Here is a 24,606-nt window from a genome sequence, read left to right as displayed (position 1 = left end):
CATGCAGGGAATCATGCAAAAAAAGTATTTATGGTTTCTGTTGAGATACAAAGAATGTAATAATAATTATATTTCTTCTAATAAAAGCTTTCCGCATCGAAATGTGTTTGTTACTCCTAATATTCGCAATATGAAATATAAAATTATAATTGGACTATCAGCTATTCTCTATTTTACAGGTTGTTATAACAGGGAACAGACCCCTCGCCTTAGTGAGGCTGAAAAGCTAATGCAGAACAACCCGGATAGTGCATTAGCAATACTACAAAAACTCAAACCAGAAGGCAACCGGGCTGAACAGGCCAGATATGCATTGCTCTATTCCGAAGCTTTGGAAAAAAAACAAATGAAAGTTACTGACGATTCATTGATCCGCCAGGCTTGGCAATATTATAAACATTACCCCAAAGATTTACGTCACCAGTGTAAAACTCTATATTATTGGGGAAGAATTAAATTACGCACAGGTGATAAACCGGGAGCATTACGTCTTTTTCTCAAAATAGAAAAGAAACTGACAGATACCGATGAATCTTATTACAAAGGGCTTTTATACAGACAGATCGGTGAAGTATATTATAAACAAATGAACTACAGCCGGGCATATCATTATTTCCACGAAGCCAGAAATAATTTCCGCCAATCGGGTGATATCCAGGAGGAGACAAAGGCAACCCTTGACATGGCAGCCGCTACTTTTCACTCAAAAGATATAGAAAAAGCAATAAGGCTGTATTCGGCGGCTCTTGACTTGGCCGATGAACATAATAACAGTAATCTGATAGAAGTCAGCCTTACTAATCTTGCATCACTATATGTGATATCCAAACGGCATATATCCAATGACCTGTTACAGCGAATCGAACTTTCCGCCCGACAGGATACGGTATATGGATATCACACATTGACAGATGTAAGTCTTTTGAAGAATCATATAGACAGTGCACGGTATTATCTGGAGCTTGCAAAGGCGCACACTACTGATATTTGCGACATGGCAGAACTACAATACACTGCATACCATATCGAAGCGCAGGCTAAAAATTTTGAAAAAGCAACGGACAATGTACATCGCTATATCTACTTGAACGATTCAATAATGCGCTCAAACATGCAATTCTCCGCCGGTATGGTCGAGCGGGACTATTTTAAAGAGCGAACAAAATTCGCCCAATACAGAATGAAAAACCGGACTGTCTGGGAAATAGCTATAGCAGCCGCTACCTTTTTTATTATTGGAATTGCCTGGTATATCGTCCGCCAACGTTTACGCATGCAACGTGATCGTACCAACCATTATTTGTTATTGACAGAGAAAGCCAATTCCGAGTACAAGGCTCTTACTGAACGCGTGAAAAAACAGCAGACTACGGAAAGTTATTTAAGAGGATTGGCTGCTTCACGCTTTGACATTGTCGATAAACTTGGAAAGACCTACTATGAACGTGAAAATACAACATCGCAACAGTCAGTCATATTTAATGAAGTAAAGCAGATAATTACAGATTTTGCAGAAAACAATGGCATACTGCAAGAACTGGAAAAAATCGTAAACACTTGTCATGACAATGCCATGTACAAGCTCAAGGAAGATTTTCCAACTATGAAAGCTTCCGACACCAGGTTATTATGCTATATTTTTGTAGGATTTTCACCGCAAGTAATTAGCTTATTCATGAAGGATACGGTGGCTAATGTATACGCTCGCAAGTCACGGCTCAAATCACGTATTAAATCTACGGAAACAGCTAATAAAGAATTATTCTTAAGCCTTCTGGGATAGGTATTTCAACTTTATACTAGGTTCCAATGACTAATGCATCATCCGGTAATTAAATCTAGAATATGTTCAGATTGTTTTTGCCATAATACCGGAATGATGTAATTGTAGAATGGTTTTGTCATGGAGGTAAGCCATAACAGGTTTAATTCTCCTGGGAGGTATGTCCGGAAAGTATGAAGATGCTTTCATTATAATATCTGTTACTATTCCAGTCAATTGTCAGAAACTTATTGATTGCCCTATATTTTTTAAGGTTGTAAATCATCTGTTAGCGTCGTGTTAGAAAAATAAGAAGAACGAAGTCTTTATGTTTCTGTATTATAATGTTTTATGCAATGCGGACGTTAGATTTGTGGTTTCATTTTGTAACTCGTGATTTATGTGTTATTACTTTTGCAACCAGGAAAAACAAAACAGATGTGATAATATAAAACTGTTTCTTGTTCATTAAAATACTTCATTTTTACAGGTTGCACGTAGAATAAGAACAGTCTTATTATGATGACACAGCTTTTCATCCGTTTACTTTGGGTGCATGTTTTGTTTATCCACTTAAAGTTTGAGTTATCCTAGTTTGAATTATGAATTTGAATAGAAAAAAGTACTTTTTATGTTTTGCCTGTGTCTTGGCCTGCCTTGTGTATTCAGACAAGGTTTCCGCGCAGTTTTATTCTGTCAGAACCAATCTGGTGGGTTTAGGTACGGGGAATCTGAATGTGGAGGGTTCCATGGCTTTTTCCACGCATTGGTCCGCCCATCTTCCCGTACAGTACAATCCTTTCCGTCTTTGGGATGACGGCAAGCTTAAAAACTTCACAGTCCAGCCTGGTGTGCGTTATTGGATGCGCGAAACTTACGGAAGGGGTTGTTTTATCGGGCTCCACGGTGTGTTCTCCATATATAATGCGGGTGGTCTGTTCGGACATCGCTACCGTTACGAAGGCACAGCTTTCGGCGGCGGGCTTTCTGCGGGGCTGGTGCGCCCCCTTTCGCGTCGCTGGAATCTGGAGTTCGAACTGGGTCTCGGTGTTGTCTGGGCCGACTGGGAACGTTACCGTTGCGTGAACTGCGGTAAGCGTACCGGCAAGGGCTCCGGTGTCTATGTGACACCCACACGTACCGCCGTTAATCTGGTTTATCTTTTCTGAAACCATCTTATCTGTTGAAACAAGATATAAAAAGTTGAATGATGAATAAGTATCTCAAATCCCACATAACGGCCGCCGCTTTCTGCGCGGGAGTGTTACTGGCCGTGTCCTGTTCCACTTCCCGCGAACCGCGGACTATGCGGCTGTTTATGCAGTCCGGCCGTCCTAATATTTTTCTTCCCCACGAGGAGAGCGCACCTTCCGGAGTGCTTGCCGAACAGGTGGGGTTCACCACTTCTTCGGACACTCTTCCCGGTGAGTTCGAAGAGGTCTCCGACAGTACGGATGACGTATGGAAAACCATACACCTGGGCGGTGTTGACATCGTCGCTGCACGCACGGTCGTCAAGCAGGTCACCATGCGGGAAGGTTCCGTGCGTTTGGAATTCAATATCCATGTCCCTTCCCTCCTGATTGACAGTTGCTGGCGTGTCACACTCACCCCGATGCTCTGCACCTCTGACAGTTCAGGCTTCCCGCTACCACCTGTTGTGCTTTCCGGTTCTTCCTTTACCCGCATGCAGGAAGCGGACTATAAGGCGTACAGGCTGTTTCTTAATGGAATTGTCGATCCTTCGGCTTATGATAGTGTGTATCTTGACCGTAAAGGCATCAATAAGGATATCGCCTGCCGGCAGAGGTTCTTCTATGAACTTTACGGCAAGGAGCGCGACCGTCAGCTTGCCTACGAGAAGTGGAAACGCCTTGCCCTTGAACGCCAGAATTTCTGGAACACGCGTACGCAGGCCAACCGTGCGACACTCCGTCACCGCCTGGAACGCAAGCGGATCGAAGAAAGCGTACGGCGCTATGTGGCTGGTCGTGACACGCTCGGGTTGTGGGCCTCCTATGACCGTAAATATCATCGTACGGCCTCCTTTTGGCCGATGTACCGGCTGGAACGCGAGCTTACCGCCGATCGTGTACCTTCGAAATTCCGTGACCTTTATAACGGGGGGGCGCAGCCTGTCCAACATACACAACTATGTCCTCACCGCCACCGATTCGATGGACATCTCCCGCCACCGTTATTTCTACGACCGGATTGCCGAAAATGAGATGAATGACCGTAACCGTGATGAAATCCGCCGGCGTATGATTCCCTTCCCCTATATCGACTCCGTGATGGTCCGCCAGAATTCGGATTCAGTTTCCGGACATGATTATATCTACAACTATGTATATTCTCTGCCCGTCACCGATGGAATGAAAAAGCTCCGTGTGCGGCTAGAGTCTATCGTGGAAGCCACCGACCGCAGCACATGGCGGCCTGCCGCCTCGGACACGCTGCTCTTCATTGTGGCCTCGCTTAGCGACCTGGTTGACCGTTCCGCTCTGGACCAATATGTCATAGCTTCTGCGGAGACAGACTCTCTTGCGGCAAGCGGTCCCGTATATACTCCGCAGGGAGAAGAGTATGCCGAAGCCTTGCGGCTCCTTTCAGAGCGACAATACCGGCAAGCCTTGCCGATATTGGAAAAACGGCCTGACTATAACACCGCCCTTTGCCTGACACAGCTCGGTTATCATAAAGAGGCTTCCGCTCTTTTAGACCAGTTACCCGTAGATTCCCGCAAGGAATACCTGCATGCTGTGGTAAGCGCCCGGCAGGGCGATGATTACTTAGCAGTGGAACATATGCTTGCGGCCTGCCGCATGAATCCCAATCTTGTCCTGCGTATTCCCCTGGATCCGGAACTGTCGGACCTCATTCCCAAGTTCTTCGGGCTCCGTATGGAACTGGACAGGATAGCGGAAGGGAAATAGTAAAAAGTAGAAAGAACAAAACAGGAAAAAAAGTATAAGTACGAATTAAATATTAACAAGTGTTTTATTAGTGTTTATTTTTTTATTAACAATTTAATTACAATGATTATGAAAAAAAGTTTGTTAAGCGTGTTTACAATGGTTGCTATGGCTGCAGCATTCACCGCGTGCAGTAACGATGACATCGAAGTGCCTGACGTAAAGAACGGGGAAGCGAGAAGCGTATTCATGAAGCTGGAGTTGCCGACGCTGACGAGATCGACCGAGCCTCCTGTAGCCTCGGGAACGGTTGCTACGGTAAGTAATCTGCATGTATACTTCCATGACGGGACCAGCATTCTGAAATATGTGAACGCGACTACAACCACTCCCATCACGATTGCGAATCTGACTACCGGTACCCAAATAACGGATGTACCCGCGGCGGCTACCACTGTAACGGTATGTGGTAATATTCCTGCCGGAACTTCATTGCCTACAGGTGGAACCGTAGCTGCATTGAAAGCTGTACAACTGGAAATCACAAGCCAGTCTGCAGTTGCGGATGTGGTGTTGAGCGGCGATGACAAACCCCTGCAGACATGGACTACCGGTAGTCCGGCCCTGCCTTATGCCCCTGGAATAACGGACGGTGACAAGTATGCCGAAGTGGAAATCGGTCCTGCCGTGGCACGTGTCGAAATCGAAGGTCTGGCGACTACGGCCTCCAGTGCGGTGGATGGTTTTACGCTGGAAGGAATCTATGTGAATAACTTCTTTGAAAAGTTCAACCTGGCCGGTACCGTTGTGGGAACGAAAGTACAATATGGTGCTACTCCTGCTGCCTATGCTCAAGGACAGGGGCTTTACACCCCTGCTAACGCTGGAAAACTCTTTGACCAGTCTGCCGTCGCTGCTACAGGTATCCCAAAGGAAGTCATTCCGCCAACTGCAGGGCAACGTTGGGCATATCAGGTTGTTCCTAACGGTAACAGTACTGACGCGAACGAGCAACTCCAGCTCGTATTTAAGTTGAGTAATTTGGCTGCTAAGGCCGGCAGCAGCGTGAATTTCGGCACAGGTGACCAGTTTATCACCGTGAGAGGATTCAAAGATGGCAGTGGCAATATTGTAGAACTGGAAAAAGGAAAGATTTATACTATCTCGAAAGCCGACTTTACATTTGACGAGAGCAACCTTTCCACAATACCTAATACCAGTGCTGTCAGCGTTTGGTTGAAGGTGACGGTAAAAGCCTGGACGGTCGTTCCTGTCAAGCCTAATCTCTAACTGTCATACCATCAAGGTATATTGTATTTGTTTGTTTCTTTTACAAGTCCGTTTGCGTAGAGGAGATTTTTAGCTCATTTTACTAGTTCACCAGTTCCTCTCGCACGGCGGAATGTAAGCAGGTCGTGGGTGTCTTTTGCCCTGACCTCACGACCTGTATTTCTATAACCTGTTAAATCATAACACGTATATTCATATAAAGTCATAACCACAGTTATTCACCTAAAAGATACTACGCATGAAATTGTATAAAGCTATACGCTTCCTGATGCTTTCCGGTATTTTAACCTTAGTCTTGTCGAGGTGCATCAGGGAGTCCCTGGAGGGCTGCCCTCTGGATACCCTGTTACGATTTACCTACAAGCCTCGCGGCTCTGCCGCTGACCTTTTCGGAGAGCGTGTTCAGAGGGTGAGGCTGTGTGTGTACCGTCCCGATGGCAGTATTGAGCATATGCAGACGCTGGAGAAGAGTGAACTTGACCGTTTGCAGGGTGTTGAGATGTATCTGCCGCAGGGAAACTACACTGTCGTGCTCTGGGCGAATGCTTCGGATGCACAGACCAAGCTCGGCGGCTTTTCCGAAGGAGAAACCATAAGGAACCTTTCCGCCTCACACCCGCATGCGGAGACTTCCGCTTCCATCCCCACGCTTGATCGGCTTCTTTTCGCTGTCACGCCACTTACGGTCAGTGAGCACGAGACTGGAGACCATACTGTCAATTTCAGCCCCGGCACTATCCGTGTAAGTCTTCACCTTGATGGTGTGAGCGTGCAGCCTGTGGTACACATCACGGGCATGGAGTCAGCCTTGCGACCGGTGTTCGACGAAACCTCGGGCACATGGCGTCTCCAGTCCGTAAGCCGGAACAAGACATTCCAGCCTGCCGTAGCATATGATGTCACCAACCGCCATGCTAATGCCACGACTGACATCCCCCGTTTCAAGGCCGATACCCCCGGCATGGTGGAAATTATCGATCCCACCACGGGAAACCATATCGTGCCCCCGATTTCGTTGGCAGGGCTTATTGCCCGCTACCACATACCGATGGAGGAAGATATTGAAGTAACCATTCCTATCGAGATTACCTTTACAAACGGTCATGCGAAAATAACGATCAGGAATTGGGAAAATCAGAATGTAAAACCCGGAGGAGTGTAAAAAACGCACCGGTCAATCATGAAATGCAAATCATAAAACAATATATTATGCCAAGTAGTTCAATCATCATACCGTTCCGCAACCTGCTGTCGGTCCTGTTATTACTGCCGCTCGTACTTTCGTGCCGGCAAGACGAACTCATTCTTCCTGTTCCGCCCGTGTCCGGCAAAGGTGAGACGGCCGAAGTGACACTTTCTGTCAGGATTCCCGATTTCCGGGCGGCGAATACTCGTGGTGTAGACGAGAAAGGGATAACAGAGATTACCGTACTGATGTTTGCCGATGAAGGCGGTACGGAGAAAGTCAAGGTGAAATATGAGATTCTGGGCAGCTCGTTGCATACACTTTCAGGCTCTTCGGATACGAAATACTTCTCTGTGCCCGTTATTGCGGGCAGATACAAACGTATAGCTCTCATAGCTAATGCCCAAACAGAACTGGCAAATATAACAGCCGGTTCCACCTATGATGCTCTTAAGCAAGTGGAAGTCGTGGGTAGGTTCGGACAAGAAGGTACGGGCACATACATACCCATGTACGGCGAGCATGCCCCGGCGGGAGGCTTTGAACTGAAAGCCGGTGTGTCGCAAACCATTGCGCAGGAAATACCGCTTATCCGCATGCTGGCGAAGGTGGATATCATCAATCCTACAACTTCGGGAGCCACGACAGCTGCGGGAAAGGTTTACTTCGTCAATTCCGTAGGCAACGGACGCGTTTGGGTAGATCTTGCTACATACAATACCACCGCTTCACAGTCGGGATACATGACTCCCACACTGCCTGCCACATCGCAGCCAGCAGTCAGTGGCGGGCACCCGCTTGAGGGAACTGCAAACACCGCATCTCCGAATGTCATCACTTATTATTTGAATGAACAGTCGGCTATCTCCGGCGGCAGCCGTCCTTGTATAGTTATAAATCTTGCCTATCAAGGAAGAGAATACTACTACTGAATGGATTATACATGGGACGGTATCAAGGGCGGTGGCACGAGTCCTTACGAAAAGGGTAAATACATGCCCATTCTGCGCAACCACCGCTATATTTTCACCATCAAGGAAGTGAAAGGGCCGGGGTTTGCCACTTTGAACGAGGCTGTAACCAGCCCGGACAACTTTACCAACCATAACATCGTAGTAGTGCCCATCGTGATAGACGCATTCACAGATATAACGTTCAATGAATCGGGGCATTTCTTGGCAGTGACCCGAACGGCGATGACACTTCAAGGCAAGCACGATGCCACAAGCACACAGAACAAATTTTCTGTGCGCACCAATTACCCCAGTGGGTGGAAGGTCGGTGCCTATAATGCCGACGGAACAACAATTTCAGTTTCTAATTCATGGCTGAAACCCAGTCAAAACAGTGGGGCGGCTGGCGCCACTCTCACCAATCCGGTTACGGAGGAATTGCAGGCCATCACGAATGGCAAGGGATTCAAGGATGGTTATCTGTAGATACGGGCTGGACGACTTTATACTAAAATCAATATTAAGCAGATCGGTACGCCTTTGGATTATGTTGCCGAATATAACCTCGCCGGTGGCTCTATCTATAATTCTCCTTTCATTTCTTCCGTTCCTCCGGGTATTTCTCCCACTGCAGCCCAGACTGACCCTAATCTTCATTGGGCTTCGAGCCATAGCAATGACCAATCCGGTTATTATAATTGGTACGTGCTCACAGGAGAGAATAATGATACTTACAATCCAAATGCCAAGAAGCTCTTTGATGATGTCTTTTTTAAACTGGGGCATCCCGGTTATGGTTACCACCTGCCTTCCCGCTGGGAGTTGACGGGCGTTTTCTCCTACAGCGGTAATACCCAATATGATTCCCCTACTAATACTTCTAATGTCAACGAGGCTATTGAGTTCGGTGGCATCAAAAAAACTTTCGCCAACGATTATTTCTCTTCGGGTAACGGTGTTTGTTACGCTCTGCGTTTCAAACAAGGTACCGGTAATCCTATCGATGATTCTTCCCTATCCGATTTCCCTCTTGCTACTGATAATAATATGGTTTGTGCTTACCGTTACACCCGCGTGGGTTCGTTTGCCAACCATGACTTTACTTCCCTATTGAAAGTGGATTGTGTTTACTTGGGCAGCGCATTTACAGGAAACATTAGCACTATCAATAATGATTCTTGGTGGGATAGCCATACTTCCGAGGCTGTCGTTCGTATTTTTCCGGCTGCCGGTTATATCTCCTTCCCAACGTTCATTTCGAGTGGTTTGCTCGAAGCCCGAGGCGAATATGGTCGGTATTGGTCGAGCACGGAGTTTCCCAGCCTCCTCGGCAATGCTTGGAACGTGTCTTTCTACTCGTACTCTGCGTTCGCGAACTACAGAGACGTTAAACACCACGGGTTTTCCGTTCGTCTGTTCGCCGATAAATAAGTAAGACGGTATATGACCGATGCAATTTAGTTTGTAAGAAAGTTGATATAAAAAATAGATATATTACTAAAAAAAGAAGAAAAATGAATATAGGATTTCAGACTTCCGGTTTATCCGGTTTCACCCGTGTGGCATATCTGTGGAGGCGACATGCCTCAGCTGTGCTGTGGATTGCAATGGCGGCGCTCCTTCCGACCGCTTGCAGTGATGATGCGGAGCAGTCGGTGCCGCAAGCGAACGGACATACAGCCGTTATTTACCTGAACTTTAAAACCGGTGCTTCAAAACAGGCTGCTGAAATGAACACCTCGCAAAGTTCCGAAACGCGTGCGCCGCTGACACGTGCTATAGATGAAAATGGAATCAATACTGTAGATGTACTTTCATTCAAGGTTGATCCTGCAGATCCTACGAATATAAAGAAAGGTACATTCTTCTACCGTGCACAGGGTACATACGATATCGGCACACAAACCGTACGTGTACAGCTGATGGGAGCTCCCGAACATCAGACACTCGTGGTGCTTGCCAATGTCCGTGAGCAGGTGAATACCCTTGCTGCTGCATTCGGAGAACAGAAAGAGGGGGTAATGAACCGCCTGGCATTCGATGTCGGAACGGATGCCGCACCCGACTTTACGAATGGCATACCCATGTGGGGCGAGCTTCCCAACCAAGCGGTGGGCGAAGGTTTCTCTCCCTCTGGCGCTCCCCAAGAGGTGACGATGATACGTGCGGTAGCTAAGTTCACGCTTATCAATCCTCTTGAATCCGACCTAAAAGGCTTTTTCTATTATTACAACGATCTGCGGCTGTACAATTACCGGGCAAAAGGACGCATTGCACCGGACAACTATAATGTGACGGGCAAGCAAGTGAATACTCCCACCGTACCCGTCGGGGCACGGCAGACACGGGGTACATTCACCTCATTGAACAGCGATGTGTCACCCGGGAATATCGGTATTTTCAACGGCTCACAAAAGACGTTCTACCTGTGCGAGGTGGACAACAAGAACCGCCCCTCGGGCGGGAATGCGCTGGACGACCTTTGTCTGGTTATGCACGTGAAGCCGTATCTCACCGGCTCTAAGCCGTCGGTAGACGGTTACTACCGCCTCGACTTCAAGGACTACGGTTCGGGAGTGCCGATGGATATTCTGCGTAATCATGAATATAAAGTACAAGTGGAAAGTGTGGACGGGTTGCCGGCCCAAACTCCCGAGGAAGCTTTCAAAGGAAACCATACCCTTAAATGCCGTATCGTGCCGTGGAACGAGGTACAAGAAGAAGTAATAGTACGAGGGAACAAACGGCTGACGGTGGACAAACGGGTGTTCGCTTTTGACGGTGATATCCAAATAGGTGTCGCTTCATTACCCGTAAATATAACTACAGAGAATACCAATTGGCAAATAACCGGAAAACCTTCATGGATTTCACTCAGCCAAACCTCGGGTACAGCGGGAGTACCAGCCACGGTTACTATTTCGGCAAACAGTAAGAACTTTACCCAGAATATGCGTAGTGCTGTCCTTTCCATACGAACAGGAAATTCTGCTAACGAATTGGAATATCGTTTGCATGTAAGCCAGCAACCGGCTTGTGGTTTCGGAAATTCCATGAAACTTATGCGTATCGGTGGCAGTAACTATCAGACTACCCGTATGGGTAATGGTGGTGTTTGTTGGATGATAGACGCCAGTAGGGAAGGAGGTCCTAATATGGCTGCTCGTCCTCGTTCATATTCTTTGGCACCAGCTATGGTCGGACCCATTTATTATGGCAGTATTCCCCAACGTGCCTGCCCCGATGGCTGGCGACTCCCTACGGCTTGGGAGGTTATTAATCTGATACAGTCTATAACAGGCTCTTATCCTGTTGTATTTACTCGATTGATAGAAAGCGGTGCGGGAATAGCTAAGTCTTTTCCAGCCATATCTGCCCCCGATGGTGGATATGAAGAAGGCGTTTTAGCTATCTGGACACAAACTCCAATGATATATTCATCACCTCAACGACATTCTCCTGCCTCTGTATTACATACAGGAATATATTGGAATCCTGATATCGGAGCTGGAAAAACAGCGCCCACATATAGGGTTAATCGTAATAGATGGGCCTTAATGCATGGTGCCGGTAATGACATTCATAGTCCGGCCGGGTTACCTGCAGGGTTTAATGAATATTATGGTTATCATTATCTGCTGGGCGGTAGTGTCCGTTGTGTGCATGACCAGTAATTTAACCATTAAACAAACAGCACCATGAAACGATCAACTGTTTTAGTCTTTTTGTTTGGACTGTTTTTGGGGGGCTGTGGCAGTTCCCGTCAGGGCGGTGAAGAGGCGGAAGTTGTGCGACATTACGAATGTCTGCTGCGCGCCCTTGCAACAGATGATTCATAACTCTGGCGTTATTTTCATCTATTACATCTTGATATTCACTTCTTTCTATTACTCTGCCATTTTGATTTTGAGTACATTTTTCTCTTATTGAGCAATTTACACAAGCTGATGTTTTATATACTTTTGATCTATAATTGGGACGGATTCTCCATTTCCCTGTTGTTGTCATTTGTTCTCCACAAGGGCAGATATAATAATCTCCGTCATTTATATAATGAAATTCAACCAGTGGTATGGAATTCGAATTAGGTGATGTTGATGGCATAGGCGATGAATAAGTACATATTCCTGAATATTTACAGGCTTGTAGTTGGTCGCCGCTAGTATAACCGGCATCGCTAAGTGTGTTGAACGAATCTAATTGTAGTAGTTCCTGGACGGTCAATGCCGCTGTTGATAGTTCTCTTTTATCAGTTGATGCTCCAATATGAGAGTGAACCAATAATTTGTGTTTACTATCAAAGGCTGCTTGAACCGCATATTCAACTCCTGATACATTATTGGTTAACATTAATGCTCTTGAATCTTTGTCTGTTAGACTTATTTGAGTATCATTACTATTCTTCAATTCCGTATCAAGAGTTTCGTATTTCTTACGCCTGTCTTGTTGTAATTTAATCTTAGATTTAAGAAGTTCTTTTTCTTCTTCTTTATCAGTCTTATCTAAAGCTACTTCAAATTCTTCAATACGGTTATCTATATATTCAAGATGTCTGTCTATCTTCTTTTGTGTATAATTGTTTCTGAGACTATTTTGGGCAAATATCTTGAAAGAATCTATACCTATGGTTTCGCCTTCTATCAGACCCATATCCTTTAGCATAAGGACAAACTGCCTAAAGACTTTTCTAAAAGCCTCCGCATTATTTTTTTTTAAATAAGCAATTGTCCGAAAAGAGGGCATTAAGCCTCCTAATAGCCACCATAATTCCACATTTACTTTACAGGAAGTGTTCCAACTTTCTTGATGATCTTATTGAGTGCTTATAACCATATAAATACAATTTTAGTAATGTTGCAGGATTATACGGTGGTCTCCCTTCTGATTGAAGTTTGACATGTTTAAACCCAAGCTCATCTATAGGCAAGATATCCACAAATAAATCGATAAGCCTGCTCATCACCAAGAATGTTTTTCTCATAATCCAATAACTTTAGAAATTATTAATATCAACGTAACAAATCATTCATCTTTCAGATCGACAGTCGGCAAGTTAAAAACTTTTTCGATGCCAATCCAGCTTTCTGCCGCATCATCAAATAGCGTTTCATATTGATCATGGAATCCAAAAAGGTCACTAAAGAAATATGTTTTCAGTGTTGGATACATGCTTACTTTCCATTCGTTGTCAGCTCCATCAGGTACAGAAATAATAAAATCTGTGGACAAGCTACAAGTGGTTATCCCGGCCTTAGCACCTCCATTGACAGCACTCGACGCGTAACAAAACATATTAAAATGTGAAGAAGGTTCGCGTAAATTAAACTACCACCTAAGCTGTGGGCTTCCTTGGGCCGGATTGGTTCTATTGATAACTTCAATATCATTTATTGTTTCCGTATGGCTATTGGAAATGCTTATTCCTCCTGAAATCTCTGGTCCAGTGACACTGACACTTCCTCCTAACTCGAAAGAGACACTGCTGGTATAAGAGCTCTGGCGTTCCGTAGTTTGCGGGGAATGTGCATGAATAATGGCACCATTCGGGTGAACCGGAGCGAATTCCAAATTTACGTCAGTCAGGCAAAAGCCATACCCTTTCATTTTCAGAGTACTGACCTTGGTATGCCATTCTCCATAAAAAGAAGGTTCTACATAGGCTATAAAACCCAGATTTACCAAATAAAAATGTTCTTTCCGGTCTTTGCTATAAGCGGTCCATATCTTAGCTTCTACTTGAAAATTATCGGTTGTCCCTTTACCTTCATGTCCATGAACAGGAGGTGCGGTATAGCTATTTTGACCGATAACGATATAGGCAGATATCAAGTTTTTCAAATCCGACGAACCGTTTGACGGAGCTTTCGGTTCCAGGGCTCTTTGTAAACTTTGACTTGTCATGTCGCAATGAAATCCCTGCCCGTATTCATTAATCGTCTGTACAGATTCTTTGCCATCAGCTCCGGTAGCAGTACTGAGCGCATTGAGCTTGGAATAGAATCCGCTCGCCGACGGAAGCGGTCCAGAAAATACCCACAGCGGCAGTTCGTCCGAATAAGACTCATCTTCCTTCGCATAAGGATTATAGCAATCCAGCAACGTGCAGACGGTATTAAAATCCTCGTTCGTTCCTCCCTCCATCATCATCACGATGCTCCGCTTATGGAACATATCCTTGATGTCAGCCAGCAAATCGGTATCCGACTGAATCCGGTCAATGTCCTGCCGGGTAAAGAAGAACGCGTCGCCAACCTCCATCTTCTTTCCCGGAGCATAAGGAACCGCCTCCTTGTAACGGTTTATCATGTTCTCGGATATCATATGGTCTTCTTTGCTCCAGAACGAAAGGTAATAAAGCGTGTTGTTGTGTGTTACGCCTAACTGGTCGGTAGTAGGCAAAGGATCAGTTAGTTTCTCGGGATCATTTACATTGTCGGGGGCGTAGTCATCCTCGTCATCGCCGCACGATGTAGCTACCGCAAGAACCATGTAGCACAACAATAAGTAATGAAGTAAATGAATCTTTTTCATGACTTTTTAAAGGAGAATCCTATTGTTTGTATTATTCAAATTCAAGCTGTAGAACTCATTTGCCGCTTGAAATAGAGTTGTCTTTATTTGAAGTTATTTGGGTAGCATTTTCTTTTACACACGTTAAAATCACCCATAAAACCCTGTTTTACTCTTTTTGGAGATGACGCAGGCTCAACCGACAAGTGCAAAATAAGCGAAAAGATTTAAATTCAGCCCGATTCTTGCCTATAAAAATTGTCTCAATTGTCAGAATCGCACATCTTTGTGGTTTAGAACATTTTAGTTTTGTAGTTTAGGCTATTTTTTGTCGTTTGGGCTATTCCTCCATCCATAACACACCGTATTATTCCGCCTCTGTTTTCCTCCATTTAGGGGTACAGCCCGCATTTTCCTTGAACAGCCTTATAAAATGGCTTGGTGACAAAAAACCGGATTTCTCGGAGATGTCGGCAACCGTCAACCTCGGAAATCGCGCAAGCAGACGTTTCGCATATTCTATACGAAGTCCGATAATCCAATCGCGGAACGACATGTCATACGTAGTTTTGATGTACCCGGACAGGTAGGTACGGTTGGTATGAAGCACATCTGAAAGCTCCTTTATGGTAAGGCCGGGCCGGATATAACCGTCCGCATCGATACAACCTTTGATTTTTTTCGCTATTTCGGCATGGAAAAAAGGAGTATCCTGCCTCTGTGCCTGTTCCCGGTTTGTGGTGTCACACAGGTCTTCCTCTTCAGAAGTCATGCCATCTTCCATCGCGTTTTCCACCTGTTCGTAAAACAGCAGATAGTTCAGATAGCAAAGGAAGAGATAAATGTAAAACGGTACCGATGACAGAATCCAGATATAGACGTATTCATCAGGCAGGAATGTCAGCAGTCCGCATCCCACCCCGAATGTGACAGCCCAGTAGGTGAAAATGGAAAGCCATTTGATATAGGCACCGATGTCGTCCGCACGGGTGTCATCGAAAATGCGGATGACCCTGTGATAGGCCCGGAGAAGCCTACGGGTCAAGAACAGCCCATAGATAACCAACCATGCGGCCAAGGCAAACATCACCGTTGTCTGTAAACCACCTTTTGGTAACAACAGCAGAACGATGCCGGAAAGGATGGAAAACAGTATCCATAGACAGATATGCGTCCGTAACCGACGTTTGGTGATATAAAAGCGGTCAAGCAGAGTGGTGAGGGCCGAACTGAACAACTAGTAGCACAAAAAATAGGTGGACAGGTTCATCAGGATGGCGGCATCGGTATTCTTGAACCTGATTCCAAAAAAGAAATGTACCGAATAGTTGGCGGCAAGTAACAGTATGGCTACCCCCATAATTCGCCGGGAACGCAGATAATTATTGAAAATGGCTTTTTCCGAGGTTGGAGCCAACAAAAAATAAAAGCCGAAGAACAACATCAACGGTAGCGCAATACAAAGTGAATAACTGTATATAGATGGTTCCATTTTATTATGCCTAACTATTTTGAATGCAAAATTAGCGAAAATACTGAATATATGGCGGATTTGCCATGACGATTTACTTTCAACACCCTATTTTGATATAATCGAGGGCTTGTTGTATGGTATCCTTGCCATTATGTCATATTGATGGAAAAAGCAGGAAAAGGAATGGTATGTTCCCAATCCTGCCATATATATCCGCACACTCGTTCACATTTTTATACCTTTCGGTTTGCACTCGTCACGGACGTTGAATCCCGGCCGCCCGATGATGATGTGGTCGGCAATAAAATTGCCAGACGGACTGCGTTCATTCACCGAGCTGCGTATCTGCGGCACATCTTCGGTGTGTTGTGGAGATACGTTTCGTACACCTTCCGCATCCGGTTTGACCTCCTGTCCGTCATTCTCCTTTTCGGCGACTTCGGGCGTAGGCGGCTCAAGCTCCAACTGTATCTTTCGGTCGAGTGCTGCAAGTTCGGACTTCAACTGTTTCAGTTCGTCCTCCTTCTTCCATACCTTCCCGGCTATCTCCTACAACTGTGAGACCTCCTTTTCCTGCACCTCGTTCTTCGCCTTGTACTGGTCAATGATGGACGGAATCCTCTCCAATGCGTTCAGGAAATTGCGTGCGGCGGCTACCGGGTCAGCCATCGCCAGCATGCAGCCTATGTCATACAAGGATACTGATACTACGGGAGAACCTGTCGAGCATGTGACAGAACCGGACAAGCAAATTGCGCATTCGGCTCTCGGTGACTACGGACCATTCAGTGTGAAATATGCCACGAAGGACTTTCTCAGCTACGGGAACAAAAAGTTCCGCATATAGATTCTGATTTTGCTTGTTACAGATGGAAGCAACGGCAATATGCCAGAGGAGGCCGGGCTATACAAAAAATAAGGGGCTGTACACATGCGTCAGCTCCTTGTTTTTAAGGGGTAAGCGACTGCTCAACTACATCTTGTGCATTCAATTTTTCAGTGGGATGCACTCCATTGTAAGTGCATCTCAATTTCCATATACCAACTTATCTCAGGGTTGTCATTGAGTGTCAGTCTCGCTTTTTCCCGTTTTTTCCTGCATTTTCCCGGAACTGTCCTGATTATTTTCTCCATACATCCGGTAGCAGTTCCTTCAGGTCTCTGTCTGATTTGGGAGCCAGATAATAGGGGAGTTTACTGATCACATCATTCAGCCACTCTCTGGGGTTGACACCACGTTCCTTACATGAGCCAAGCAAGGAACAGATTATAGCCGTATTCTCAGCCGCTTCGTGGTTTCCGCAGAACAGCATGTTCTTTCTTGATATGACCAGTGGCCTCAGGGCATTCTCACAGCGATTGTTGTCAATGAAAATTCTTCCGTCATGGAGATACGGTTTCATTCTTGGCAGCAGGGAGTAGGCATAGGCTATGGCTTTTCCCATAAGACTTCGTTTTAGAACTTTAGGGTATGTGTTTTTAAGCCAGAGTTCAAAGCTGTCAAGCATCGGCTTGGATAGACGTTGGCGTAATTCAGCACGTCCTTCATACGGGAGTTCCTGTTTATCCGCCATGTATTCCACATTATACATATCCTGGATAAATTTGAGTCCCTGCATGGCATATTCCAGATTTTCTTCCTTGCACAGCTCTATATGTCTGCGGATATGCGCGAGACACCCACACAGACATACGTCCTCCCCATCCTCAAAGGCGTCATAAATGGGATGGCCGTCACTTTGGAGATATCCTTTGAAGTTTTTCAAAAGCCTGACCGCAACTTTTTGTGAACGCGATCCGTTGTCGTAATGGAAGAAGGCAGACGCGGCACAGCCGCTCGGACTATCCAGATGTATTCTTTTACGGCTTTATGCCTGTCGTGGTTTATAACCGGAAGCGTGGTCTCGTCAACCTGGAAGTAATCTGCGGCCAGTACTTTCTTCCTGAGTTCCAGATAAAGTGGCCTGAGAAGCTCGCAGACCGGTCTGAACCAGCCGTCCAATGTGTTTTTGGACAGTTTCACACCCAGATGTTCCAGCTGTTTCACTTGTCGGTAGAACGGGACATGATATTCGTATTTCTGTAAAAGGACCTCAGCGAGCATGGAAGCCCCTGGCATACCTTTATATATGGGCATCAGTGGCATGGGAGCGGTTATTACAGCCTTTTCTCCGTTATCAACGGCCTCCATTTCATTTTTCAGGGCGTATGTGGGACGTACCGTGTCTTTCACATAGAGGTAGCCGGGTTTCATCTCAAGGGTCCTGGTATGTTCCTCGCCTATCTTGACGTATCTGCTTAAATCGACATTCTCCGGTTCGATGACGACTGTTACAACCGGAAGGTTATCCATGACGACCCGGTTACGGCGCGGCGTTTTATTGGCGGCCCGGGACTTGAGGACGGTAATCTGTTCAGCCGCCCTGCTCCGGGCATCTTCGATTTCCGCCTCTATCTGTTCCAGGTCGCCATAGTCAAAAGGGAGCTTCGGGTCTCCGTTATCGACAGGCTTGCATTTCTCACTCATCTTTCCGAACACCTTCCTCTTCAGCCATGCCAGGGAGGCGTTCAACTCAACTATCGTACCCCGGAGTTCTTCTATGGTCCTTGCCTGGGCTGAGATGATCTCACTCTGTTTACGGTTGATATCCAGCAGCTGCTCCATTGAGGGTTCCACAGCTTGTCCGGTTGCATCTTCTTTTGCCATTCAATATCTTTTTTTTGATGATATAAAGATAGTCAAAAACAACAAGAAAAACAAGCCTTCAAGCTGTTTGTTTACAACTGTTTTACCAATGCTTTTTCAAATTGGAAAGCCGTCTTTGCCTGCCTTTGCTGACATCTTCATTGATGCCTTCCACCATAACGACCAGGTCACTCCAGGTCATGGGGTAAGAACGGGTGGCAGGATTATAGGCGGGTATCTTGAAGGTGCCTTCTTCAAGCAGTTTCTCATAAAGGACCAGACCGCCCGGTTCGGCATGGAGCAATTTTATCTTGGTCCGGAAACGGTTGTAGAAAATGAATACCTCCCCACTTCTGATGTCGCCTCCCATCCTCTCATGCACAAGGCCGCAAAGAGTGAACATACCTTTCCTCATGTCCGTATAACCGGGGCACAGGAAATATCTCATGCTGTCATTTAGGCAGAACATTGGCATTATATATTTTAGAGATCAGATTCAGGGCAGCTTCACAGCCGGAAGACCCTTTAAACTTCAACTTCAATCCGTTGGGTAATTCCAAGGATATTTCAGAGCTGTCCTTTCCTTTCAAGGGAAAGGGGACGCTAGGCTGGGGAGATGGCAGGGGAGCCTCGTGAGATATACCGGGGGATGGCGTGTCGCCATTGATTACTATGGGGACAAAGCTGTCTTTAACCCCTAAGCGGGAGGCTTCTGCCAATAACTCCCGCTCCGTTATACCGTATTTTTGTTTCCAAAGATAGAATCTACTACGGCTATAACCTTCATTCTCACAAAAATCAGCAATGGACAAACCACTCTGCTGCTGACGGAAAAGAACGGAGATAAATTTTTCTCTGCTCATCATGTGTTTACGTCGCTGCATCATAGGATATTATTTTTTTTGCAGCAAAAGTAAGGAGGGAAAATGAACTGTAGAAGATGTACTTACTCAGGCGCTTACTTTAAGGGGATATTCGACTTTTAGCCCCCAAAAAGATCAATATTGTTATGTACAACCGTCCAACCTGCGGGTAAAGTGCGCAACTCGGATCTGGACAGCAAGCTGAAAAGAGGCACAAGTATGTAGGCAACCCTGTTATAGCACCGGAATCTGCTGTGTCGCATGAATCAACCGTAGTCCCCGTGAAAGGCATGGCTATACCGCCAAGGGCTGTGGATGAAGTCGCAATGCGGAAAGCCGTCCTTTCCCAGGCAGTTCTCAGGAAGTCTTAAGAAAGAGGGGATAAACATCTGATACGGACAACTCGCAATACGATACGCAACGATGAAAGTGGTGAACAAATCTGGCACTAACGGATGCGCCTCTTTTATATGATTATAATATTAACAAGAAATGCCCGCCATTGTTCTTAAATGCGAATTATAACTTCTTACTGTTGGAAGATTATCTATAAATCGGGCATGAGGGTAAGAGTGCTTACAAACAATTCGGCCCGCTTTATTGGGGGCTGCCAAACCTCGACCGGCACCTGTACCACCCGCGGATATAAATTCGGACCGGAGGTATGGATGGTATTCCGCACACCGGACCAACGTACCCTTGCGGACAGTCCCGAGCCCGGCAAGCCATAATTCCGTCGGGTCAATTGAACAACCGCCTCTCGGAATATGTTCATATCATGGGCCGGTCCCGTATGCAGCTATTTTCCGGGGTACATGACATTGAGGACATACCGCCTGATGCCGACATCCGAGGTTATGTTTAAATTTGTATATTAATTTATATTTTTATATATTTGCAACTGTTGTTGTCTAATTTACATCAGAATGACACGTGTTCGGAATATGGGAAGAATACTGTCCGCATTCCTCATGCTGGGAATTTCCTCCATGTGCGGAGCCCAGATATATAAATACTTGGGAATAGAGGACGGATTGAGTAACCGGAGGATTTACCGTATCCAAAAAGACGGGAGGGGATACATGTGGTTCCTCACCCAGGAGGGGATGGACCGTTATGACGGCAAGCGGATCAGGCATTACACTGTTCTTGACGGCAATCTGAAGGTGGCCCCGCAAGTCAATCTGAACTGGCTCTACACCGACACGGAGAACACGCTGTGGGTTGTGGGAAGGAAAGGCCGTATTTTCCATTACGACACCCTCCATGACCGTTTCCGGATGGTATACAGGATACCCGGTCTTCAGGATGACTTCGCCACGGGCATGCTCTGTTACGCCTATATGGACCGTGGGGACCGCATATGGCTCTGTCAGGGTGACCATATCATCCGCTATGACACCCGCACAGGCATTGCGCAGCGGCTGGTCTCCCGTTTAAGAGGTGATATAACCGCTATCAGCGAGACGGACGGTACAAACCTTTTCATCGGTACCGTGAACGGACTTTTTCCGGTACGGGAAAGGGACGGTGTCCTTGAGGCGCTTGCGGACACGGACAGCATCCGGACGCCGGTCAGCGAACTCTACTACCACCCCGGTTCGAAGAAACTGTTCGTGGGAACCTTCAGGAAAGGCATACTTGTATACGGAGTGTCCGCAGGCAGTACGCTGCGGAATGTGGCCGTCAACCGGATCACCCCTCTCAATGACCGGGAGCTGCTGATAGCCACGGGCGGAAGGGGGGTATACAGGATGGATGTGGACTCGCTAGTGCCCAAACCCTATATAACCGCCGACTACGCCAGCCACAACGGCATGAACGGAGACAATATCAATGACATTTATGTGGATGGCGGGGACCGTATCTGGCTTGCCAACTACCCCGCCGGAGTCACAATCCGGAATAACCGCTACCAGAGCTATGAATGGTTCCGGCACTCACCGGGCAACAGCCGGTCGCTGGTTAACGACCAGGTGCACGATGTCATCGAAGACAGCGAAGGCGACTTGTGGTTCGCCACCAGCAACGGGATCAGCCTGCTGCAGCCTGCGGTAGGACGGTGGCGCTCCTTTCTCAGCCGGTCCGATGGGATACAGGATGGCGGGAACCATATCTTCCTGACGCTCTGCGAGGTCTCGCCGGGTGTCATCTGCGCCGGCGGGTACGCTTCGGGCCTGTACAGGATCGAAAAGAAAACCGGGAGGGTGGAATACTTTCCCCCCTCCTTTGCAGCAGAGGGGCGTCCAGACCAGTATATCAATGACATCGGAAAAGATTCCGGAGGATGTATATGGACAGGGGGCTGCCACAATCTCAAACGTTTCGATCCCCATGACGGCACAGTACGCCTGTACCCGGTCCCGGGCCCCATCACCGCCATACTGGAGAAGGCTCCGGAATGGATGTGGATCGGTACCGGCATGGGGTTGTACCTGCTTGACGGGCACGGGGGGACCTGCAGACATATCGCCTTTCCAGTCGAGGCGGTTCATGTCTATGCACTGTACCAGGCACCGGACGGGCTCCTGTATATCGGCACCGGCGGGGCGGGACTTCTCGTCTATGACAGCGTGGAGGACAGGTTCGTCCGCCAATACCAGACCGAGAACTGCGCCCTGATATCCAATAACATCCATACCATTGTCCCCCGTGCGGACGGCACCCTGCTACTGGGGACCGAAAACAGCGTGGCCCTGTTCCGGCGTGAGAGCGGCACTTTCAGAAACTGGACGGCAGAACAAGGGCTGGCAAGCGTATGCCTCAATGCCGGGGTATCCACTTTCCGGCACGGGGAAAGCTTCGTGTTCGGGAGTAACACCGGAGCCGTCATGTTCCCCTCCGACATGAGGATACCCGCCCCGCATTTTTCTCGGATGCTCCTGCGGGATTTCATGATCTCCTACCGCCCCGTCTATCCCGGGGACAAGGGATCCCCCTTGAGGGAGGATATTGACAATACCGTCAGGCTGGAACTTGCATATGACCAGAATACCTTCTCCCTGGAAGCTGTCTCCATCAACTACGACTATCCCTCGAACATCCTATATTCATGGAAATTGGAGGGGCTCTACGAGGGCTGGAGCCATCCGGTCCAGAGCGGGCGGATACAGTTCACGAGCCTGCCCCCAGGCAACTACACCCTGCGTATCCGTGCCGTCTCCAATGAGGAGAAATACAAGGTGTATGAGGAAAGAAGCCTCGGTCTGAGTGTCGCCCGGCCGCTGTGGGCGGGTACATGGGCCATTGCCGGATATGCGTCATTGTGTGTGTTGGCTGGGGTGGTGTCTTTTCGCGTTGCCATGTTGCGCAGGCAGAAAAGGATATCAGACGAAAAGACGTGCTTCTTCATACATACTGCCCATGATGTCCGTACTCCGCTTACGCTGATCAAGGCTCCGCTGGAAGAGGTGGTGGAGAAAGACATGGTGAAGGCGGAGGGGATGGACAATGTACGGATGGCCCTGAAAAGCGTGGACGGACTTCTGGGATTGGTCACCAGCCTGATAGATTTCGAGAGTACGGACAACTACACCTTGAGACTTCATGTCTCGGAATATGAGCTCAACAGTTATCTGGAGACGACCTGTGAGGCATTCCGCACATATGCCTCCATCAGGGACATCGATATCACCCGTGAGAGCGGCTTCCCTTACCTGAATGTCCGGTTTGACAAGGACAAAATGGACTCTATATTGAAGAATATACTGTCCAACGCACTGAAGTACACTCCACGGGGCGGGAGTATCCAGGTCCGTGCCTTCGCGGACCGGCATGTATGGGGTGTGGAAGTGGAAGACACGGGGATTGGCATTCCACCTGAGGAACGGAAGAAACTGTTCAGGAACCATTTCAGGGGCAGTAATGCCGTCAATCTGCAAGTGGCGGGAAACGGTGTCGGACTGATGATGGTACATAGGCTGGTAAGGCTGCACGGAGGCAGGGTCCGCGTTACCAGTACCGAGGGGAAGGGGACCATGGTATGTGTTATTTTCCCCCTGAGGAGCAGACGCCTTGACAAGGCATGCCCCGTTGCTTCGCCCAGGAAACAGGATACCGGGGAAACCCGCATGGGACCGGATTGCGGCCCCATGCGTGAGATCCTTCCAACAATGACCGGCGGGGACCGGCAGCGTATTCTTATTGTGGAGGACAATGACGATTTGCGGACCTACCTTGAGGGGCTGCTGAAAGAGGAATACCTGGTCCAAACCTGTTCCAACGGACGGGACGCGCTGCTTGTGGCGAGAGAATACAATCCGGACCTGATACTTTCGGACGTTATGATGCCTGAAATGGGAGGGGACGAACTTTGCGCGTCCGTCAAATCCGATATTGAGACATCCCATATCCCGGTCATGCTGCTGACCGCCTTGGGAGATGAGAAGGACATGCTGGAGGGGCTGGAAAACGGAGCTGACGCCTATATCACCAAACCGTTTAGCATAAACGTGCTCAGGGCGAATATCAGGAACATACTGGCAAACCGGGCACTGCTCAGACGGGCATACGCCGGTCTTGAGGACGGAGTCGGACAGGTTCCGCCGGACTGCCACAATACCCGGGACTGGAAATTCATGGCCTCCGTAAGGGAATGCGTCATGAAGAATATCGACAACCCCGGTTTCTGTGTGGACATGCTCTGTGGCATGCAGAACATGAGCCGCACCGGATTTTTCAACAAGTTGAAGGCGCTCACCGGCCATGCCCCGGCTGACTATATCCGCTCCATGCGGCTGCAATATGCGGCACAACTGCTCAGGGAAAAAGACTGTTCGATAACGGAAATCTCGGATGACTCGGGGTTCTCCGATGTCAGATATTTCAGGGAGGTGTTCAGGAAGTACTATGGAATGAGCCCGAGTGAGTACAGGAATTCGATGAGAGGATAACATCACGGGCAGACAGACTCCAGGATATGGCAGGTCTTATTGTCGGAGATGGTGTATGTTTCGCTCCGCACCGAC

General features: G+C 47.5%; 17 protein-coding genes and 4 pseudogenes. 13 read left to right on the top strand and 8 right to left on the bottom strand.

From position 1 onward, the window contains the following. Nucleotides 1-130 precede the first annotated feature (130 nt). The 10 genes from BLW31_RS08140 (at nucleotide 131) to BLW31_RS08095 (ending at nucleotide 11,780) form a co-directional block, all read left to right on the top strand. Entirely contained in the window at nucleotides 131-1,783 is a 1,653-nt protein-coding gene (locus BLW31_RS08140) for a tetratricopeptide repeat protein (RefSeq protein WP_032854233.1), read from the top strand. A 581-nt stretch (nucleotides 1,784-2,364) separates the two neighbouring features. Next, a complete protein-coding gene (locus tag BLW31_RS08135) occupies nucleotides 2,365-2,931 on the top strand; it encodes a DUF3575 domain-containing protein (protein WP_004318675.1) in 567 nt (188 codons plus the stop codon). A 38-nt stretch (nucleotides 2,932-2,969) separates the two neighbouring features. Further along, a complete protein-coding gene (locus tag BLW31_RS08130) occupies nucleotides 2,970-3,989 on the top strand; it encodes a hypothetical protein (RefSeq protein WP_008771489.1) in 1,020 nt (339 codons plus the stop codon). Beyond that, nucleotides 3,940-4,698, top strand: coding sequence for a hypothetical protein (locus tag BLW31_RS08125; protein WP_004308152.1), 759 nt, complete (start codon nucleotides 3,940-3,942; stop codon nucleotides 4,696-4,698). The genes BLW31_RS08130 and BLW31_RS08125 overlap by 50 nt, the downstream gene beginning before the upstream one ends. 108 nt (nucleotides 4,699-4,806) lie before the next feature. Continuing rightward, nucleotides 4,807-5,967: a hypothetical protein gene (locus BLW31_RS08120; protein ID WP_004318672.1), complete on the top strand. Its 1,161-nt coding sequence runs from the start codon at nucleotides 4,807-4,809 to the stop codon at nucleotides 5,965-5,967. A gap of 238 nt (nucleotides 5,968-6,205) precedes the next feature. Further along, entirely contained in the window at nucleotides 6,206-7,129 is a 924-nt protein-coding gene (locus tag BLW31_RS08115; protein ID WP_004308149.1) for a FimB/Mfa2 family fimbrial subunit, read from the top strand. Between the two features lie 47 nt (nucleotides 7,130-7,176). Then, on the top strand, nucleotides 7,177-8,085 hold the full coding sequence (locus BLW31_RS08110; protein ID WP_029425498.1) for a fimbrial protein: 909 nt from the start codon (nucleotides 7,177-7,179) through the stop codon (nucleotides 8,083-8,085). Continuing rightward, nucleotides 8,086-8,592, top strand: coding sequence for a hypothetical protein (locus BLW31_RS08105; protein WP_004308147.1), 507 nt, complete (start codon nucleotides 8,086-8,088; stop codon nucleotides 8,590-8,592). 54 nt (nucleotides 8,593-8,646) lie between these two features. After that, nucleotides 8,647-9,537, top strand: coding sequence for an Lcl C-terminal domain-containing protein (locus BLW31_RS08100; RefSeq protein ID WP_004308146.1), 891 nt, complete (start codon nucleotides 8,647-8,649; stop codon nucleotides 9,535-9,537). 83 nt (nucleotides 9,538-9,620) lie between these two features. Further along, nucleotides 9,621-11,780 carry a BACON domain-containing protein gene (locus tag BLW31_RS08095; protein ID WP_004308145.1) on the top strand — a complete coding sequence of 720 codons (2,160 nt, stop codon included), beginning with the start codon at nucleotides 9,621-9,623 and terminating at the stop codon, nucleotides 11,778-11,780. A 154-nt stretch (nucleotides 11,781-11,934) separates the two neighbouring features. Here BLW31_RS08095 and BLW31_RS08090 read toward each other — a convergent pair. The 5 genes and pseudogenes from BLW31_RS08090 to BLW31_RS24735 all read right to left on the bottom strand — a co-directional run. Then, a pseudogene (locus BLW31_RS08090) lies at nucleotides 11,935-13,063 on the bottom strand (transposase); the annotation flags it as partial. Nucleotides 13,064-13,128: 65 nt separating this feature from the next. Next, the gene (locus tag BLW31_RS08080; protein ID WP_004318665.1) at nucleotides 13,129-13,398 is read right to left on the bottom strand and encodes a hypothetical protein; all 270 of its coding nucleotides are present in this window, start codon (nucleotides 13,396-13,398) and stop codon (nucleotides 13,129-13,131) included. A 33-nt stretch (nucleotides 13,399-13,431) separates the two neighbouring features. Beyond that, a complete protein-coding gene (locus tag BLW31_RS08075; RefSeq protein WP_004308143.1) occupies nucleotides 13,432-14,637 on the bottom strand; it encodes a hypothetical protein in 1,206 nt (401 codons plus the stop codon). 346 nt (nucleotides 14,638-14,983) lie between these two features. Then, nucleotides 14,984-16,108 (bottom strand): annotated as a pseudogene (locus BLW31_RS08070) (helix-turn-helix transcriptional regulator). A 207-nt stretch (nucleotides 16,109-16,315) separates the two neighbouring features. Beyond that, nucleotides 16,316-16,765: pseudogene (locus BLW31_RS24735) on the bottom strand (hypothetical protein); the annotation flags it as partial. On the opposite strand from BLW31_RS24735, the gene BLW31_RS24420 reads away from it, so the two are divergent. Further along, nucleotides 16,695-16,937 carry a hypothetical protein gene (locus BLW31_RS24420; RefSeq protein ID WP_010537621.1) on the top strand — a complete coding sequence of 81 codons (243 nt, stop codon included), beginning with the start codon at nucleotides 16,695-16,697 and terminating at the stop codon, nucleotides 16,935-16,937. The pseudogene BLW31_RS24735 and the gene BLW31_RS24420 sit on opposite strands and share 71 nt — an antisense overlap. Nucleotides 16,938-17,211: 274 nt before the next feature. Here the strand turns inward: BLW31_RS24420 and tnpC are convergent. The 3 genes and pseudogenes from tnpC to tnpA form a co-directional block, all read right to left on the bottom strand. Continuing rightward, a pseudogene (tnpC, locus tag BLW31_RS25145) lies at nucleotides 17,212-18,797 on the bottom strand (IS66 family transposase). 82 nt (nucleotides 18,798-18,879) lie between these two features. Beyond that, nucleotides 18,880-19,224 (bottom strand): IS66 family insertion sequence element accessory protein TnpB, encoded by a 345-nt coding sequence (gene tnpB / locus BLW31_RS08055; protein WP_074759520.1) that lies wholly within the window; start codon nucleotides 19,222-19,224, stop codon nucleotides 18,880-18,882. Between the two features lie 4 nt (nucleotides 19,225-19,228). Then, nucleotides 19,229-19,663: an IS66 family insertion sequence element accessory protein TnpA gene (gene tnpA / locus BLW31_RS08050; RefSeq protein ID WP_004308135.1), complete on the bottom strand. Its 435-nt coding sequence runs from the start codon at nucleotides 19,661-19,663 to the stop codon at nucleotides 19,229-19,231. Nucleotides 19,664-20,199: 536 nt separating this feature from the next. Here tnpA and BLW31_RS24415 point away from each other — a divergent pair. Further along, a complete protein-coding gene (locus tag BLW31_RS24415) occupies nucleotides 20,200-20,370 on the top strand; it encodes a hypothetical protein (protein ID WP_008643590.1) in 171 nt (56 codons plus the stop codon). Nucleotides 20,371-20,565: 195 nt separating this feature from the next. Then, nucleotides 20,566-24,531 (top strand): hybrid sensor histidine kinase/response regulator transcription factor, encoded by a 3,966-nt coding sequence (locus BLW31_RS08040; RefSeq protein ID WP_029425499.1) that lies wholly within the window; start codon nucleotides 20,566-20,568, stop codon nucleotides 24,529-24,531. Nucleotides 24,532-24,606: the final 75 nt, after the last annotated feature.

This window comes from Bacteroides faecis MAJ27, assembly GCF_900106755.1.
GTDB lineage: Bacteria > Bacteroidota > Bacteroidia > Bacteroidales > Bacteroidaceae > Bacteroides > Bacteroides faecis.
This window is presented reverse-complemented; position numbering and strand designations above follow the sequence as displayed.